The 15,986-nt window shown below is 65.4% G+C and carries 9 protein-coding genes and 1 pseudogene; 5 read left to right on the plus strand and 5 right to left on the minus strand.

From position 1 onward, the window contains the following. Positions 1–144 precede the first annotated feature (144 nt). The 4 genes and pseudogenes from ACU8YE_RS23445 to ACU8YE_RS23460 all read right to left on the minus strand — a co-directional run bounded on the left by ACU8YE_RS23445 (position 145) and on the right by ACU8YE_RS23460 (position 6,287). Positions 145–1,854 (minus strand): long-chain fatty acid--CoA ligase, encoded by a 1,710-nt coding sequence (locus tag ACU8YE_RS23445; RefSeq protein WP_232041096.1) that lies wholly within the window; start codon positions 1,852–1,854, stop codon positions 145–147. Positions 1,855–1,930: 76 nt separating this feature from the next. Next, a pseudogene (locus tag ACU8YE_RS23450) lies at positions 1,931–3,102 on the minus strand (aminopeptidase). A gap of 10 nt (positions 3,103–3,112) precedes the next feature. Further along, complete coding sequence (locus ACU8YE_RS23455) at positions 3,113–5,209, minus strand: molybdopterin-containing oxidoreductase family protein (protein ID WP_260802236.1); 2,097 nt, start codon at positions 5,207–5,209, stop codon at positions 3,113–3,115. An 82-nt stretch (positions 5,210–5,291) separates the two neighbouring features. Then, on the minus strand, positions 5,292–6,287 hold the full coding sequence (locus ACU8YE_RS23460) for a LacI family DNA-binding transcriptional regulator (protein WP_414561117.1): 996 nt from the start codon (positions 6,285–6,287) through the stop codon (positions 5,292–5,294). A gap of 216 nt (positions 6,288–6,503) precedes the next feature. On the opposite strand from ACU8YE_RS23460, the gene ptsP reads away from it, so the two are divergent. The 4 genes from ptsP to ACU8YE_RS23480 all read left to right on the plus strand — a co-directional run bounded on the left by ptsP (position 6,504) and on the right by ACU8YE_RS23480 (position 13,065). Beyond that, positions 6,504–9,044: a phosphoenolpyruvate--protein phosphotransferase gene (gene ptsP, locus ACU8YE_RS23465; RefSeq protein WP_433896895.1), complete on the plus strand. Its 2,541-nt coding sequence runs from the start codon at positions 6,504–6,506 to the stop codon at positions 9,042–9,044. Beyond that, positions 9,041–9,994, plus strand: a complete 954-nt coding sequence (gene pfkB / locus ACU8YE_RS23470) for a 1-phosphofructokinase (protein ID WP_316871848.1) — start codon at positions 9,041–9,043, stop codon at positions 9,992–9,994. The genes ptsP and pfkB overlap by 4 nt, the downstream gene beginning before the upstream one ends. 50 nt (positions 9,995–10,044) lie before the next feature. After that, on the plus strand, positions 10,045–11,760 hold the full coding sequence (locus tag ACU8YE_RS23475; RefSeq protein WP_446929743.1) for a PTS fructose transporter subunit IIC: 1,716 nt from the start codon (positions 10,045–10,047) through the stop codon (positions 11,758–11,760). A 147-nt stretch (positions 11,761–11,907) separates the two neighbouring features. Continuing rightward, on the plus strand, positions 11,908–13,065 hold the full coding sequence (locus ACU8YE_RS23480) for an ABC transporter substrate-binding protein (RefSeq protein WP_446929744.1): 1,158 nt from the start codon (positions 11,908–11,910) through the stop codon (positions 13,063–13,065). A gap of 55 nt (positions 13,066–13,120) precedes the next feature. Here the strand turns inward: ACU8YE_RS23480 and argE are convergent, their stop codons facing one another. Beyond that, positions 13,121–14,317, minus strand: coding sequence for an acetylornithine deacetylase (gene argE / locus ACU8YE_RS23485; protein ID WP_446929745.1), 1,197 nt, complete (start codon positions 14,315–14,317; stop codon positions 13,121–13,123). 266 nt (positions 14,318–14,583) lie between these two features. Here argE and ACU8YE_RS23490 point away from each other — a divergent pair, with 266 nt between their 5' ends. After that, the gene (locus tag ACU8YE_RS23490; protein ID WP_446929746.1) at positions 14,584–15,774 is read left to right on the plus strand and encodes a M20 aminoacylase family protein; all 1,191 of its coding nucleotides are present in this window, start codon (positions 14,584–14,586) and stop codon (positions 15,772–15,774) included. Positions 15,775–15,986: the final 212 nt, after the last annotated feature.

Here is a 15,986-nt window from a genome sequence, read left to right on the forward strand (position 1 = left end):
AGTCCCGCTGCGTTCGCTTCTTTGACCCTTCCATCCTGACTCTCCTTCCTACACCCGGAAAAAGTGTCAACCTTATTCAGGACGGGTCACGCGCAACAAAAAAGCCTCGCGGTTGCGAGGCTTTTTCTTTGCAGCTACGCAGACTCAGGCACGCTTCTTCATCGCCTCGTCGCGCAGTTCGCGGCGCAGGATCTTGCCGACGTTGGTCTTCGGCAGCTCGTTGCGGAACTCGATGAACTTCGGGCGCTTGTACCCGGTGAGCTGATCCTTGCAGAACTCCTGCAGCTTCTGCTCGGTCAGCGTCGGGTCGCGGCGCACCACGAACAGCTTGACCACCTCGCCCGAATGCACGTCGGGTACGCCCACGGCGGCCACTTCCAGCACGCCCGGGCACATCGCCACCACGCCTTCGATCTCGTTCGGATACACGTTGAAACCCGACACCAAAATCATGTCCTTCTTGCGATCGACGATCTTGGTGTAGCCGCGCTCGTCCATCACACCCACGTCGCCAGTCTTGAAGAAGCCGTCGGCATACATGACCTTGGCGGTCTCGTCCGGGCGCTTCCAGTAACCGGCCATGACCTGCGGGCCACGGATGCAGATTTCGCCAGCCTGACCGATCGGCAGATCACGCCCTTCGTCGTCGCGGATGGCGATTTCCGTGGACGGGATCGGCAACCCGACCGTGCCCGAAAACTTGTCGGTATTCGTCGGATTGCAGATGGCCGACGGCGAGGTTTCCGACAGGCCGTAGCCCTCGATGATCGGGCACCCTGTCACTTCGAGCCATTTCTTGGCAACGGCTTCCTGCACCGCCATGCCGCCGCCGTTGGCCACGCGCAGATTGGAACAGTCGACATCCTTGAATTCGGGATTGTTCAGCAGCGCGTTGTACAGCGTGTTCACGGCCGGGAACATGTGGAAGCGGTACTGCTTGAGCACCTTGATGAAACCCGGGATATCGCGCGGGTTCGGGATCAGTACCGCCAGCCCGCCCTTGCGCATCGACAGCAGGCAGCAAACCGTCAGCGCGAAGATGTGATACAGCGGGAGCGCGGTGATGGTGATGATCTCTTCGTCGGCGGCCAGCATGCGGCCGTCGCGGCCGGGCTTGGTGAGCGCCGGGTTCATCCACGCTTCCGATTGCAGCACGTTGGCGACGATGTTCCGATGCAGCAGCGTCGCGCCCTTCGATACGCCGGTCGTCCCACCCGTGTATTGCAGGAAGGCGACGTCGTCGGGGCCCACGGAGGTGGGCTTGAGCGTCTGCTTGGCGCCCTCTTGCAGCGCGGTGTTGAAGCGGATGCAGCTGGGCAGTTCCCACGCCGGCACCATCTTCTTGACGCTGCGCACGACGAAATTGACCAACATGCCTTTGAGCCCGCCGAGCATGTCGCCCATGCTGGCCACCACGATGTGCTTGATCGGCGTATTGGGCAGCACCTGCTGCAGCGTCGTCGCGAAGTTCTCCAGGATGATGATGGCTTCGGCGCCACTGTCCTTGAGCTGGTGTTCGAGTTCGCGCGGGGTGTAGAGCGGATTGACGTTGACGACCACATAGCCAGCGCGCAGCACAGCGGCCAGCGCCACCGGGTACTGCAACACGTTGGGCATCATCAGCGCGACGCGTGCGCCGGGTGCCAGACCGCGCGATTGCAGCCACGCCGCCAGTTGGCGCGAGAGCGTATCCAGCTCGCCGTAGGTCAGCACCTTGCCCATGCATTCAAATGCACGGCGGTTGCGGTTCTTCTGGAAAGAATCCTCAAGCAGATGGGCCAGCGATCGATACTGCGATGCATCGATCTCGGCCGGCACCCCGGCGGGGTACTGCTTCAGCCACGGCTTATCCATGGGTGTGTCTCCTGGCGATTGTCGATTTTTTCGAATGGTCGTTCGTTTTTTTCGGCATCCTACGCGGATGTCTGTGTCAAAACAATAACTTAGACAGTTCCCTCAGCCGGTTCAGACTGCCTGAAACTGGTGCAGAAAACGATCTTGGCATCACTTTTGCGTGATGCCCTCCGACTTGGCCATCGCCGCAGGCGCGAGCACCCTCAGTGCGACCTCGCGCTGTTGTTTCGATTCACGCGCCATGGCCTTGACGTCGGCATAGAAGCGCGCCCAGTCGCCGCCATCGCGGTGGTATAGCGCCGTAAACGCCGGCACCCATTCCAGGTAGCTCGCGACTGCCCCCAGATGCGCGTTCGACAGAGGCTGCGCAAACCAGCGGTCGTAACCGGTATAGCCGCCCCAGCTTGCTTTGAGCTTGGCGTAATCGGCCTGCAGGCTCGCGAAGATGGCGCGTTTTCCGGCGCGCTTCTCGTCGTCCGATACGGGGCTTGCATACAGCGTCTCAAGCCGGTTGCGGTACGCCAGCAGCAGGGCGCGGAATTGTACGCGCCGGGCGTCGTACGTGGCGTATTCCGCGCGAATTTCCGGGGTGGCGGCATCGGCCAGCCAGCGTTCGACGCCAATGGTTTCCACCGTGGTGGCGAACGATTCGTTGAACGCCGTATCGCCCTTGGCGTAGACGACCTGATGCGCCAGCTCATGAAAAATCAGCCGCGCCAGCTCGCCTTCGGGCAGGCCGACGAAGGTATTGAGCAGCGGGTCGTCGAAATAGCCCAGTGTGGAATACGCAGGAATGCCGGCCACATCTACATCCAGTCCCTGGGCGCGCAGGGTGTCGGCATAGGCCATGGCGGCGTTGCGGTCGTAGTACCCGCGATACGTCACGCAGCCTACGACGAGGAAACACCATTCCTTGAGCTTGACCGACAGCTCAGGCGCGGCAAACACGTTCCACACCGCGAATGGCCGCTTGAGATTGGCGTAGACGCGATAGCTGCCGTTGTCGGGCAAGCCCAGTTCGCGCGAGGCATAGATGCGAATGCTGCGCGCGTCTTCCAGGCGCTTGGCGAGCTTGTCGTTGTGGGCCTGCCGCGCGTTGTCGATGGCCTGGTCGATCGACTCGCGCTGCGCCATCAGCGAGAGATGTCCACTGACCGACTGGTAGTAATAGCCGACCGTGTCGCAGCCGGCCAGCAATGCCGAACCGGCTACCGACAGCGCAAGGCACAGCGCGCGTGCGACACGCATGATCGCCTCGTCAGGCGGCCTGTGCCAACGGCGCCACCTCGACCAGGCAATCGTAGAAGGTGGGCGCGCGCCCCATGTCGGTCAGGCGCTGGCTGGTCAGCTCGTTGGCGTTGGTGCCGTCGGGCGCGAGCTTCTTCCACCAGATCGACAGGCCGACGACCACGCCCCGCCGCGCACGGTCGGTCACGCGGGCGCGCGCCTGCATGGTGCCGCGATCGTTGAAGATGCGGACAAGCTCGCCATCGACGACGCCGCGTGCATTCGCATCGTCGGGGTGGATGTCGAGATGCGGCTCGCCTTCAGTGTTGCGCAGGCTGTCGACGTTGACGAAGGTGGAGTTGAGGAAGTTACGCGCCGGCGGCGAGATCATCGACAGCGGATAACGCTTGGCCAGCTCTGGCGTGCTGATCGCCGACTCATGCGGCGGCACATAGCCGGGCAGCGGGTCGAGTCCGTCCTTGGCCATCTGTTCGGAATAGAACTCGCAGCGGCCGGACGGCGTGCGATAGCCGCCGCGTGCCAGCGGCGCGGCCGGGTGTGACAGCTTCTGCCAGCCCTCGCGCTTGAGCGTCGCCCAGTCGATGTGCGCGGCGGCCGGGTCGTCACGGCGCACGGCCTGGGCGGCGATGTCGTCGTCCGAGTCGGCAAAACAGGTGTCGTTAAAACCCATGCGTTGCGCGAGACGGCGAAAAATCTCCGTGTTCGGCAACGACTGCCCCATCGGCGCAATGGCAGCGTTGTTGGCCAGCACGTAGGTGTGGCCGTAAGCCTTGTGCACATCGACGTGTTCGAGCTGCGTGGTGGCGGGCAGCAGGATGTCGGCGTAGTCGGCGGTATCGGTCTGGAAATGTTCCAGCACCACGGTGAAGAGGTCTTCGCGCGCAAAGCCGGCGGCGACCTTGCGCGAGTCCGGCGCCACCGCCACGGGGTTGCTGTTGTAGACGACCACCGCCTCGACCTTGGGGCCGAACGATGCGTCGCCCGTATGCAGCAGCGCATCGCCGATGGTGCTCATGTTGATCGTGCGCGGCATGTTGGGCCAGCTCGGCAGCAGGTCAGGACGCTGCAGCTTTGCGATGTCGATGGGGAAGAAACCGGACGTCGACAGTTGAAGCCCGCCCGCCGCATCGCGCCACGCGCCCACCAGCGACGGCAGGCACGCGACCGCGCGCACGCCCTGCCCGCCGCCATGCGCGCGCTGCATGCCGTAATTCAGGCGAATCGCCGCCGGCTGTTTGTCGCGCACGACGGTCGTGCCGTACAGATTTGCGAGCCACTCGATGTCGGCCGCGTCCACCCCACACAGCGTCGCCGCATATTCCGGCGTGTATTGCTGCGCGCGCTCACGCAACGCCTCGAAACCGAGCGTGTGATTGGCGATGTAATCGTGGTCGAGCAAGTCATCACGGATCAGCACGTGGATCATCGCCAGCGCCAGCGCCGCATCGGTACCGGGGCGCACCGCCAGATGGCGATGGCACTTCTCGGCCGTCAGCGAGCGATACGGATCGATGGCGACGAGCGTGGCGCCGCGCCGTTTCGCCTCCTGCGCGCGCGTCCAGAAATGCAGGTTCGACGCGATCGGATTGGCGCCCCAGATCAGGATCAGCTTGGCGTCCTGCACGTGCTCGATGTCCATGCCGAGGCTCGCGCCGTACGTATAGCGCAGCGCCGTCGCACCGGCCGATGCGCAGATCGTGCGATCGAGCAGCGACGCCCCGAGCTTGTGAAAGAAGCGCGCAGCCATGCTCTCACCCTGCACCAGGCCCATCGTGCCGGCGTAGCTGTACGGGAGGATGGCCTCTGGGTTGCGCGCCGCAATATCGCCCAGGCGCGTGGCGATGGTGTCGATGGCTTCGTCCCACGAAATCGGTTCGAACTTGCCCTCGCCCTTGGCGCCCACGCGCTTCATCGGCGTCAGCAGGCGGTTCGGGTGGTACGTGCGTTCCGCATACCGATTGACCTTGGTGCACAGCACGCCAGCCGTCGTCGGGTGGTCCGGATCGCCCTGCACGCGGGTGGCGCGGCCGTCCTCGACGGTGACGAGCAAGGCGCAGGTGTCGGGGCAATCGTGCGGGCAGGCGGCACGGATGACTTGGGTGGACATCAAGGGGCTCCGGAGTGGGTGGCGGCTGGCGCATGTCGGTGTCTTCGCACCGCCGCGGGCATCCGGAAATTGTAATCGCCCGCTAGTGGCTTCGCAGCGGCGTGGAGCCGCGCATGACAAGCCGCCCCGTGAGCAACACGCGACGCGTCGGCAGGGCGGGCTGTGCGAGGCGATCCTGCAGCATTGCCATCGCCATGCGGCCGATGTCATAGACCGGCTGTTCGATCACGGTGATGCCCGGGCCGGCGAGTTCCGTCCAAGGCTCATTGTCAAAGCCCGCCACGGCGATGTCGCGCGGCACATCCAGCGAGAGCTTGCGCAACGCACGCAGCACGCCCAGCAGCGATTGCGCGTTACTCGCGACGAGCGCGTCGGGGCGATCACGTTCACTGCCGGACAGCCATGCCAGCGTCTCGGCCTCCGCGGCCTCGGCAGTGGGCAGGATGAAACGTGCCTCGAGGGTCATGCCGTGGCGCGCCAGCGCCGTCGCGAATCCGGCCTGACGCTCAGCGCCCGTGCTGCTGGTCCGCCCGAACAGGCCGCCGATGCGCCGATAACCCTGCGTGGCGAGGTGCTCAGCCAATGCTTGCGCGGCCTGCTGGTTGTCGAGCACCACGGCATCGGTCCCACAGTTCGGGCCCGCTCGGTCGATCAGCACGACCGGGTAGCCAAGGTGCACCGGTTGCTGCGCTTCAGCAATGGCGCGCGTCGGCGAGAGGATCACACCGGTCACGCGCTCCTCTTCCATCAGGCGCAGGTACATCGCCTCCTTCTCAGGGTCTTCGTCGGAATTGCACAGGATGACGCGCAGGCCGGCGGCGTAGGCCGCGTCTTCCACCGCCCGGCTGACGCTGGTGAAGAACGGGTTGCGGATGTCGGAGACGATCAGCCCGACGGTCTGCGCCTGCTGTGAGCGCAGCCGCCGTGCCGACAGGTTCGGCCGATACCCGGACGCTGCCACCGCCGCATCGACGCGTCGGCGCAGTTCTGCGCTCACGGGGCCGCCGGCGAGCGCGCGTGACACCGTTGCCACCGACACGCCCGCTGCCGCCGCCACGTCTTTGATTCGAACCGTCATGCTGAAATCGTTTCCAAAGAAAGCGCCATCATAGCGAAGGGCAGCCCCGTCACTAAAGCCTGACCGCCCTAGGGAAAACCCCGTAAATACCGGAAGATAGGTCACTTTGTGTCGCGCCGCACATTGACACTCCAACTGTAATCGATTTCAATTCGCGATCATCGACGACACGCATGCCGGGCCTTGGAGCACGGCAGCCGCAGGAGACCCCGCCGCATGGCTTCCGCCCTGATCTGCGCCGAACGCATCCGTCTGCAGCAACGCGCCACCGACAAGGAAAGCGCTATCCGCGCCGCAGGCCAATTGCTGGCCGACGCCGGCTGCATCGACCCGGCCTATATCGACAGCCTTCTACGCCGCGAGACCGTGGCCAACACGTTTCTCGGCCACGGCGTCGCCATTCCGCACGGCATGGGCGAGGACCGCCACCTGATCCACCAGACGGGCATCGCGGTGCTGCAGTTTCCCGACGGGCTGGAGTGGCACCCGGGGCAGACGACGCACCTTGTATTTGCCATCGCCGCGCAGTCGGACGAGCACATCACGCTGCTGCGCCGGCTGACGCGACTGCTGAATGACGACGCACGCCTGCGGCAGCTCTTCACCACGCAGAACGCCGAAGAGCTTGTCGCCGCGCTCTCGAGCGACGCACCCGCGCCCGCGGCCAGCACGCCCGGCGCCGACCTCGCCGAGCAGCGCACCTTGACGCTGGAATATCCGAGCGGCCTGCACGCCCGTCCGGCCGCGCAGTGGGTGGAAGCCGCCCGCCGCTTTGCCGCGCGCGTGCAAGTGCGCCACGGCAATGAAACCGCCGACGCAAAGAACCTGGTGGCGTTGCTGCAATTGGGGCTTGCGGCGGGCGCCAAGCTCACGCTCTCTGCGGAAGGCCCCGACGCCGGCGCCGCGCTCGACGCCCTGATGCAGACCATCCGAGGCCTGACGGCGCAGGAACGCGCGCAGGCCGCACGCGACACGCAAGCAGCGCGCACGCGCCAGACCGCGCACGGGTGGCAGGCCGACGCGGCGTTGCCGGCCATCGGCGGCATTGCGGCGAGCCCCGGCTTGGCGATCGGCCCCATCCATGTGTTGCAGCACGGTGCGTCAACCGTGCCCGATCACCCGGTCGCGCTGACCACCGGCGGCGATCTGCTGGACCAGGCGCTGGCCAGCACGCGCGCCGAGCTGGACGCCCTGGCACGCGACACCGCCGCCCGCCTGGGCGAAGCCGAAGCGGGCATCTTCAAGGCCCAGGCCGAACTGCTGGGTGACACCGATCTCATGACGCTGACGTGCCAGGCGATGGTCGAGGGCCACGGCGTGGCGTGGTCCTGGGATCAGGCCGTCGAACGCCTGGCCGAGCGACTGAGCGCGCTTGGCAATCCGCTGCTGGCCGCGCGCGCGGCCGACTTGCGCGACGTGGGGCGGCGGGTGCTCGGCCATATCGATCCGTCGCTGCGCAGTGCCGCGCAGACACTGCCGGACACGCCCTGCATCCTGGTTGCGGCAGATCTGTCGCCGTCGGATACGGCGGCACTCGATACGCGACGCATCATCGGCATCGTCACGGCGCAAGGCGGTCCGACCTCGCACACGGCCATCCTGACGCGCACGCTGGGCATCCCGGCCGTCGTGGCCGCCGGCCCGGCGGTGCTCGATGTGGCGACGGGCACACAGGCCATCATCGACGGCACCGGCGGCCGTCTGGTGCTGGATCCGGACGCTGCCAGCATCGCGAGCGCCCGGGCATGGCTGCAGGAAGATGCCGCCCGCGCTCAGCGTGAGCAGGCAGAGCGCGGCTTGCCCGCCCGCACACGTGACGGCCACACAGTGGAGATCGCCGCCAACGTCAACCTGCCCGCGCAGGCGGTCGAAGCCATCACGCTCGGCGCGGAAGGCGTTGGCCTGATGCGCACCGAATTCCTGTTCCTCGAACGCGACCACACGCCGGACGAAGACACGCAATATGCCGTCTACGCCGACATGCTGAAAAGCCTCGGCGGCCGCCCGCTGATCGTGCGCACGCTGGATATCGGCGGCGACAAGCAGGTCCCGCATCTGAACCTGCCGACAGAAGACAACCCCTTCCTCGGTGTGCGCGGTGCGCGCCTGCTGCTGCGCCGGCCCGACCTCATGGAGCCGCAACTGCGAGCGCTCTATCGCGCCGCCCGCGATGTCGGCAAGGGCAGCGCGTTGTCGATCATGTTCCCGATGATCACCGCCTTGGAGGAAGTGATCGCCCTGCGCACCGCGTGCGAGCGCATCCGCGCTGAACTCGACGCGCCGGCGGTGCCGCTGGGCATCATGGTGGAGGTGCCGGCCGCCGCGCTACTGGCCGATCGCCTGGCCGAGCATGTCGACTTCTTTTCCATCGGCACGAACGACCTGACGCAATACACGCTGGCGATCGACCGCCAGCATCCCGACCTCGCCGCCGAGGCCGATAGCCTGCACCCGACGGTGCTCCGTCTGATCCAGCAGACCGTGCAAGGCGCCGCACGCCACGGGCGCTGGGTAGGCGTGTGTGGCGGCTTGGCGGGAGACCCGTTCGGCGCGCTGCTGCTCACGGGGCTTGGCGTGCATGAACTGTCGATGAGCCCACGCGATATCGCGCCGGTCAAGGCACGGTTGCGCGAGGCACATGCCGGCACGCTGTCACAACTCGCGGAACGCGCGTTGGACTGCGCATGCGCCCAGGACGTGCGCGACCTTGAAGCGACCTTGACGATCCCGGCAGCGGGCAAGGAGATGGCGGCATGAGCGACGCGCGCATCGTCACCATCACGCTCAACCCGGCCATCGACATGACCATCGGGCTGGAGCGCCTCGAACGCGGGCGCGTCAACATCGGCCGCAGCGTCACGCAACAGGCCGGCGGCAAGGGCGTCAACGTGGCAGCCTGCCTGGCCGATTGGCAAGTGCCGGTAATCGCCACGGGCCTCCTGGGCGACGCCAACGCCGAGCTGTTCGAGGCGCTGTTTGCGCGCAAGGGCGTGCTCGACGGCTTCTGCCGCGTGCCCGGCACCAATCGCACCAACATCAAGATCAGCGACCAGGCCGACGGACAGACCACCGACATCAATCTGCCAGGCATTGACGCCACGTCTGCCGAGTTCGACGCGCTGTGCGACCGCATTGACGCGTTCGCCGACATTGCGGGCGCTGCGCTGTGCGGCAGCCTGGCCGGGGGCTTGCAGCCCGATACCTACGTGAGATTGCTGGCGCGGCTGAACCGCCGCGGCATACCCACGTTGCTGGACACCAGCGGCGCACCGCTCACACAGGTGCTGGCGGCCCCGCGCGAGTCCCTGCCGACGGCAATCAAGCCAAACCGGCACGAACTGGAACTGTGGGCGGGTACGTCGCTGCCCACGCTGGCTGAAACGGTGGACGTGGCGCGCGCCATCCATGCGCGTGGCGTGGCGCAAGTCATCGTATCGCTGGGCGAGGACGGCGCGCTGTTCGTCACAGCGCAAGGCACATGGCAGGCCAGCCTGCCGCCGGTACGCGCCGCCAGCACTGTCGGTGCGGGTGACGCCATGGTGGCCGGCGTGCTGGCCGGCTGGCATGCCGGTGCCGGCATGGAAGAGACTGTGCGCCTTTCGGTTGCCTTTGCCGCATGCAAGTTGCAGCGCCTGGGCCCGCACCTTCCGCCCCCGGGGCAGGTACGGGAACGCGCGGCCGCCGTCCAGATGCAGCGCGTGGCCTGACGCCGCGACCATCGCATCGCCACACGCTCAACGCATTCAAGGAGCCGATCATGGCAAACCTGCTGGCAATTCTCGGTGCGGATGGCCGCACCACCCGTGCGATGCTCGCCGGTGCGGCCCTGCGCCATGCGGCGCGCGAATCGGGCTGCAAGCTCGACGTGGACGTGCGCGGCCCGGACACCGCCTCGGTGGTCGACACTGCTGTGCTGGCCACCGCCGATGCCGTCGTCTGGGCGGGCCTCTCGCCCGACGCGGCGGCTCGCCACGCCAATCCGCGCACGCTTGAAGTCACGCTCGATGAAGTGCTGGCGGACGCCCGGGCCGTGCTGGCCCGCATGATGCACAACGCCCCGCCCGCACCGAAAGCCGGCACGCAAGCGCAACGCATCGTCGCCATCACATCGTGCCCGACCGGCATTGCCCACACCTTCATGGCTGCCGAGGCGCTCACGCAGGCCGCCGCCGCGCTCGGTCACACGATCCACGTGGAAACGCAGGGCTCGGTGGGCGCACAGAACACGCTGTCGGCCGATGCCATCGCGCGTGCGGATCTCGTGTTGATCGCCGCCGACACGCAGGTGGACCTGTCTCGCTTTGCCGGCAAGCGCGTCTTCCGCGCGGGTACCAAGGCCGCCATTCACGATGGGCAGGCGCTGATCCGCCGCGCCTTCGATGAGGCGTCCGTGGAAGGCGGCGGAACGGCGCAATCGGGAGGCACCGCAGCCGGCGCTGCGGAACAGCAGCGCACCGGCCCGTACAAACACCTGATGACCGGCGTGTCGTTCATGCTGCCCTTCGTGGTGGCGGGGGGCATCCTGATTGCACTGGCGTTTGCCCTGGGCGGCATCTACGTGACGGACCCGTCGGCCAGCCACACGCTGGGCGGCGTGCTGTTCCAGATCGGTGCCAAGTCGGCCTTTGCGTTGATGGTGCCGGTGCTCGCCGGATACATCGCCTATTCGATCGCCAGCCGGCCGGGTATTGCCCCCGGTATGGTCGGCGGCATGCTGGCCGCCAGCCTAGGGGCGGGATTCCTCGGTGGCATCGTCGCCGGGTTCGTTGCAGGCTATGGCACCGAGGCGCTCAACCGTTGGCTGAAGTTGCCGCGCAACCTGGAAGGGCTGAAACCGGTGCTGATCCTGCCGGTGCTCGGCTGCCTGCTGACGGGCCTGGTGATGCTGTATGTGGTCGGCGCGCCGGTTGCCGCGTTGCTCGCCTCCCTTACAACTTGGCTGCGCGGCATGCAAGGCGCCAACGCGGTACCGCTGGGCGCACTGCTGGGCGGCATGATGGCCTTTGACATGGGCGGCCCCATCAACAAGGCCGCGTATGCCTTTAGCACCGGGCTGATCGGCGCACAGGTCTACACGCCAATGGCGGCCACCATGGCCGCGGGCATGACGCCGCCGCTGGGCATTGCACTTGCAGCATGGCTTTTCCCGTCGCGCTTCACGCGAGACGAGCGCCAGGCGGCAAGGGCCACCGCCGTGCTGGGCCTCGCCTTCATCAGCGAGGGGGCGATCCCTTATGCGGCCCGAGACCCATTCCGCGTGATTCCTGCGCTCGTAGTGGGATCCGCATGCGCGGGTGCCCTATCGATGCTGTTCGGGGTGGAATTGCGCGTGCCGCACGGCGGGGCATTTGTGCTGCCGATCCCGAACGCGGTGACGCATCTGGGCGGCTATGTGGTGGCGTTGGTGGCCGGCACCGTTGTTACCGCCGTGCTGCTTGCTGTGATGAAGCGCCGGGTGACTGAAGCCGCCTGAAACGGCGCCCCGTGTGAAGGACGCCGTGCACATCGCGCGGCTTCTTTGTCTCAAAAACGCTCAAAAGCGACGTTGCCCGCCCGATTCTGTTTGCCTCCCCAGCCCGTTTAGCTATGATGCCGGCAAATCAACTCTCGGGGGAGAGCAATGCAATCTCGCAAAATCACCGGGCTGATGGCGATGTTCGCAGCGGGCATCATCGGCATGGCGTCAAGCGGCGCGAGCGCCGAGACGGGCGTGACGAACGACGCGATCATCGTCGGCCAATCGGCGCCCATGAGCGGACCGGCGGCACAGCTCGGCCAGCAGATGAACCGCGGCGCCCAGTTGTACTTCAATGCTGTCAACGCGGCAGGTGGCGTCAACGGACGCAAGATCGAGCTGAAAGTGCTCGATGATTTCTACGAGCCCGATGCCGCTGCCCGCAACACCAAGACTCTCATCGAAGACACCAAGGTCTTCGCCTTGTTCGGCTATGTCGGTACACCCACGAGCCTGGCAGCGCTGAAGATCGCCAACCCTGCAGGCGTGCCGTTCTTTGCGCCGTACTCGGGCGCCGCAGCGCTGCGCGAGCCCTTCGCGCGTAATGTGTTCCACGTGCGCGCCAGCTACAACGATGAAACCGCCGCCATCGTCCAGCAGATTCACACCACGGGGCTGAAGCGCATTGCCGTGGTCTATAACGACGACGCCTACGGCAAGGCGGGCCTCGACGGTGTACAACGCGCGCTCAAGCTGCCGGCAAACCAGGGGGTGACGCTCGTCGCGCAAGCCAGCGTCGTCCGTAACACCACCGACGTGAAGGGCGCGATCTCGACCGTGCTCGCGCAGAAGCCGGATGCCGTCGTTGTCATCAGTGCGTACCAAACCGTGGCAGCCCTGGTGAAGGGCGCACAAGATCAGGGCTACGCAGGCCAGTTCTACAACGTGTCGTTTGTCGGTACCAAGGCGCTCGCCAACGCACTCGGCAAGGCTGGCGGCGGCGTGATCATCTCGCAGGTGATGCCGTATCCGTATAGCGGTGCATCGCCCGTGGTGCGCGATTACCAGAAGCTGCTCAAATCCGATGGCATTACCGATTTCGACTACGGAAGCATCGAAGGCTACGTCGCGGCGCGCGTCTTTGTTGAAGGCCTCAAGCGTGCCGGCCGTGACCTGTCGCGCGAGAAGTTCATCGGCGCGCTGGAGTCGATGGGCAACTACGACGTTGGTGGCTTCAACGTGAACTTCTCGCCCGCCAACCACGTAGGCTCCAAGTTTGTCGAGATGACCATCATCAACTCGAACGGCCAAGTGATCCGCTGAACGCGCATTACTCATCAGAAAAAAACCGGGCCACGTGCCCGGTTTCTTTTTGCGCTCAAGCCGGCTGCATGTGCCGCTGCGCGAGCCGCCGCATGAACGCTTCGCACTGCGCAATCTGCGCAAGCTCGATGTACTCGTTAGGCTTATGCGCCTGCTCGATATTGCCCGGACCGCACACCACAGTCGGGATGCCCGCGCGCGCGAACAGTCCCGCTTCCGTCCCATAGTCGACCTTGCCGACCGTGCCCCGGCTATCGGCCAACGCTTGCGCCAGCGTCACCAGCTCGTGCGACGGGGCAATCGACAGGCCCGGCGTGTTGGCTTTCATGGCGAAGCTGATGTCGGCAGCAGCAGAAATCTCTTGCATTTGAGGCAGCAACGTCTGCTGCGCGTAGCGCTCGACCTCGCCGAAAAGCCAATCCGGATCGGTGCCTGGGAGATAGCGGAAGTCAAAGGTGAATTCGCAATCGCGGGGCACCACGTTGGTGGCAATGCCGCCTTTGATCGTGCCTGTGTTCAACGTGGTGTGCGGCACGACAAAGGCGGCATCGCGCGCCTCTTCCGCTGCCAGACGCGCGGCCAGCGAGCGAATATGCGCGATCAGCAGCGCAGCAAACTCGATCGCATTCACGCCCTGCGGCGTCAACGCGGAATGGGCTTCCTTCCCGCGCACGCAGCATCGGTATTCGCGCTTGCCCTTGTGCGCAATGATGGCGCGCATCGACGTGGGTTCGCCGACGATGCAGCCTGCGGGCTGAATGCCGTTGGCCTCCAGATCACGCAGCAGGCTGCGCACGCCCACGCAGCCGATCTCTTCGTCGTACGACAGCGAAAGATGAAAGCTGGCATCGCCCTCCGCCGCCATGAACGCGGGCACATTCGCGAGTGCCACGGCAATGAAGCTCTTCATGTCGGCCGTGCCGCGCCCGTACAGGCGACCATCGCGGATCTGCGCTTCGAATGGGTTCGACTCCCAAGACTGGCCGTCGACGGGTACCACATCGGTATGCCCTGACAGCACCAGCCCCGGCTTGCGGCCTGGCGACAGCGTCGCAAACAGGTTCGCCTTGCCGCCCGCTGCGTCATATGTCAGTCGACAGTCCGCACCCTGCGCTCGCAAGCGATCGCGCACCCATTCGATCAGGCCAAGATTGGAATTGCGGCTGACCGTATCGAACGCCACCAGGGTGCGAATCAATTGCAGAACTTCGTCGGAAGGTTGCGATGCAGTAGCAATGGGGTCGGCAGACATGATGGGTTCGTGTCGTTCACGTAGCGCTCGGCCAGCCCCGGCGGGAAGCGCAAAGGGCGGCGCGCGGCCAATTGGCGAGCCTCCAGTGTAGGCGTTTCGGGTGCGCTGGGCTTTGGCCGCAGAGGGCGGCGCACAAGCCATCGCGTGAAGAATCCATACGAGACTGCATGGACGGATCAAGCAATTGGCGGATAGCCGGTCGGAAATCGTCCTTCGGCGTATGATCGAACGTGATTCCGAACCTTCAGCCAGAACACGAGCGTCTCATGAAGCTGATCCCAGAAATTCAAGCCGCGCAGTCCGAGATCCAGGCGCTGCGACGCGATATCCACGCGCACCCCGAACTCTGCTTCGAAGAACAGCGCACCTCCGATCTGGTCGCCGCGAAACTCGCCGAATGGGGCATCGAAGTGCATCGAGGCCTGGGCAAGACCGGCCTCGTCGGCGTTATCCGCAACGGTGAGGGCAAGAGCATCGGCCTGCGCGCCGATATGGACGCACTACCGCTCGCCGAGGCCAACCAGTTTGAGCATCGCTCCAAACACGACGGCAAGATGCACGCGTGCGGCCACGACGGCCACACGGCAATGCTGCTCGGCGCTGCACATTACCTGTCCAAGCACCGCAATTTCAGCGGAACCGTGAACCTGATCTTCCAGCCCGCCGAAGAAGGCGGTGGCGGCGCACGCGAGATGATCAAAGACGGCCTATTCGATCGCTTTCCGTGCGACGCCGTCTTCGGCTTGCACAACTGGCCGGGCGTGCCGGTCGGCGCATTCGGGACGCGCGCCGGGGCGCTAATGGCATCGAGCAACGAGTTCCGCATCACGATCCAGGGAAAGGGTGCGCACGCCGCGCTGCCGCACAACGGCAACGATCCAGTGTTTGTCGGCGCTCAGGTGGTATCGGCACTGCAAGGCATCATCACGCGCAACAAGCGCCCGATCGACACCGCAGTCCTCTCCGTCACACAGTTCCATGCCGGCGATGCGACCAACATCATCCCGAACGAAGCGTGGATTGGCGGCACGGTACGCACCTTCTCCACCGAAGTCCTCGACTTGATCGAGCGCCGCATGGAAGAAGTCTCAAGGGGCATCGCCGCCGCATACGATTGCACGATCGACTTCGTCTTCCACCGCAACTATCCGCCGACTGTGAACACGGAAAAGGAAACGCAGTTCGCGGCGGCAGTCATGCGAGAGCTCGTCGGCGCAGATAACGTGGAAGCGAATATCGACCCGACCATGGGCGCCGAAGATTTCTCGTTCATGCTGATCGAGAAGCCTGGCTGCTTCGCCTTCATCGGCAACGGCGACGGCGACCACCGGGAACAAGGCCATGGTCTGGGCCCTTGCATGCTGCACAACCCAAGTTACGACTTCAATGACGAGTTGCTCCCGCTCGGTGCGACATATTGGGTTCGCCTGGTCGAGAAATTCTTGGCACGAAACTAGTCAGCCCGTTCGCGAGCACATAGAGGCCTCCGTTGGGAGGCCTTTTGTTTTTGTGCGAGGGAGGAGGTTGTTGCCGGGAAGTGGCTGGCAGATCGATGCAGGAAGCCGGGTGCAAGGCGTTCGCGCAAAGACAAACACCCCAGCTCTTTGAAGGGAGCTGGGGTGTTGGATGGGAGAGCCTGGCGATGACCTACTTTCACACGGGAATCCGC

Source organism: Ralstonia sp. VS2407, from assembly GCF_052950655.1.

Excerpts from the sequence above, each read along its gene's own strand:
- ACU8YE_RS23445 (WP_232041096.1), bottom strand. The coding sequence starts at position 1,854 with ATGGATAAGCCGTGGCTGAAGCAGTACCCCGCCGGGGTGCCGGCCGAG.
- ACU8YE_RS23455 (WP_260802236.1), bottom strand. The coding sequence starts at position 5,209 with ATGTCCACCCAAGTCATCCGTGCCGCCTGCCCGCACGATTGCCCCGAC.
- ACU8YE_RS23460 (WP_414561117.1), bottom strand. The coding sequence starts at position 6,287 with ATGACGGTTCGAATCAAAGACGTGGCGGCGGCAGCGGGCGTGTCGGTG.
- ptsP (WP_433896895.1), top strand. The coding sequence starts at position 6,504 with ATGGCTTCCGCCCTGATCTGCGCCGAACGCATCCGTCTGCAGCAACGC.
- pfkB (WP_316871848.1), top strand. The coding sequence starts at position 9,041 with ATGAGCGACGCGCGCATCGTCACCATCACGCTCAACCCGGCCATCGAC.
- ACU8YE_RS23475 (WP_446929743.1), top strand. The coding sequence starts at position 10,045 with ATGGCAAACCTGCTGGCAATTCTCGGTGCGGATGGCCGCACCACCCGT.
- ACU8YE_RS23480 (WP_446929744.1), top strand. The coding sequence starts at position 11,908 with ATGCAATCTCGCAAAATCACCGGGCTGATGGCGATGTTCGCAGCGGGC.
- argE (WP_446929745.1), bottom strand. The coding sequence starts at position 14,317 with ATGTCTGCCGACCCCATTGCTACTGCATCGCAACCTTCCGACGAAGTT.
- ACU8YE_RS23490 (WP_446929746.1), top strand. The coding sequence starts at position 14,584 with ATGAAGCTGATCCCAGAAATTCAAGCCGCGCAGTCCGAGATCCAGGCG.